Source organism: Mesorhizobium sp. M2A.F.Ca.ET.037.01.1.1 (assembly GCF_003998075.1).
GTDB lineage: Bacteria > Pseudomonadota > Alphaproteobacteria > Rhizobiales > Rhizobiaceae > Mesorhizobium.
In genome coordinates, this window is sequence record NZ_RZSA01001393.1 from 1 (window position 1) to 1,250 (window position 1,250).

At 71.6% G+C, this 1,250-nt stretch carries 2 protein-coding genes; both read right to left on the reverse strand.

The genetic code is table 11. The features are described 5' to 3' along the window. Window positions 1-697: GcrA cell cycle regulator (locus tag EOA27_RS42740; protein ID WP_245491336.1), on the reverse strand; the 697-nt coding region annotated here is incomplete at its 3' end. Between the two features lie 111 nt (window positions 698-808). Then, on the reverse strand, window positions 809-1,111 hold the full coding sequence (locus EOA27_RS37025; protein WP_126083384.1) for a hypothetical protein: 303 nt from the start codon (window positions 1,109-1,111) through the stop codon (window positions 809-811). Window positions 1,112-1,250 lie beyond the last annotated feature (139 nt).

The window sequence follows — 1,250 nt, forward strand, 5'->3', positions numbered from 1 at the left end:
GGCGCGCGCCGAGCGGATCGGCTTCGGCATCCTCGCGCAGCGCCAGGTCGAGCGGCGCGCGGCAGCGGCCGAACAGGCAGTCGAGGAAGCGCATGGCCGCGACATGCGGCTGGCGGCCGGGGTTTACCGCAGGCGGCGGCGCGGGGAGCTTGTAGAGATGCGCTTCGGATTTCTGGCGCTCGCCAGGCGCAAGCCAGGCCGGCGGCAAGGCGCGCGCGGGCTTACGGGGTTTGGTTTTTTTGGGCTTGGGGGTGGCAGGGGCTTTGGCGATGTCCTTTTGCGTGGGGGTGTCACAAGCGGATAGGTCGGCGGGACAGCGCCCCCCTCTGCCCTGCCGGGCATCTCCCCCACTAGGGGGGAGATTGGCGGTTGCGACGCCGGCGCCTTCCACGAACTCGGCGAACCTGGAAAGCGCGGCCGGCTCGGAGAGCCCTCCAATCACCGTCCTGCCCCGCCTGCCTGGACGATCCGGCCGGGCATGTTTCCTCGGCCTGCCGCCGGCGCGGCCGCCCTTGGGGTTGGCGAAGCCGATGGCGCGCAGGCCGGCGTTGCGGTGGACGATGCCGATGATGGCGTTGCGCGAGACCGGGGCGCCGCGCAGCGCGCTGAAGCGGCCGGCGATGCGCGAGGCCGACAGCCCCTCCTTCAGCCAGGCGGCGATCTCGTCGATTTCCTTTTCGGTATAGGCGGCTGCCATCTTCTCATTCCGTCGATTGCTAGGGGCGTGGGCTTGGGAAGCGCCGGGCTGAAGCCCAAGCGCCAGGGTTCGGCCGCGAGGCCGTCGGTGGGGTTCGGAAAAGGGTCGGGATCAGGCGGGGCGTGCTGCCCCTTCCAGCTCGCGAAGCCTGGCTTCAGCCGCCGCCCGCGTCAGGCCCGACACCGCCCGGCCCGACGCGCGGTCGAACAGGATGACGGTGCCGTCCTCGGTGCGGATGCAGCTTATGCCCGGATTGGGGGCCGGAGCCGGGGGAGGAACGGCTCCGGCCGTTCCGGTGAACCGGGGTGCGGGCGGTTCGACCGGATCCGGGGCAAGCGCCCCGGAATGCGCCCGGACCGGGGAGGAAGACAGTCCGGACGATTGGAATTCCAATGGTGACGGCAGCGCGTTCATGCCGCCTCCCCTTGCATGACGGCCGCGCGTTGCATGGCCGCGCGGCCGGCCAGCCATTCGTAGCTGACGCCGGCAATGCCCAGCCGGCGGCTCGCCGCCACCACATGCGGCCAGTGCTGCGGCGCGATGCGGCCTCTGC

What these genes read in the sequence shown, in the direction of transcription:
- EOA27_RS37025 (WP_126083384.1), bottom strand. Translation starts at nt 1,111, where the DNA reads ATGAACGCGCTGCCGTCACCATTGGAATTCCAATCGTCCGGACTGTCT.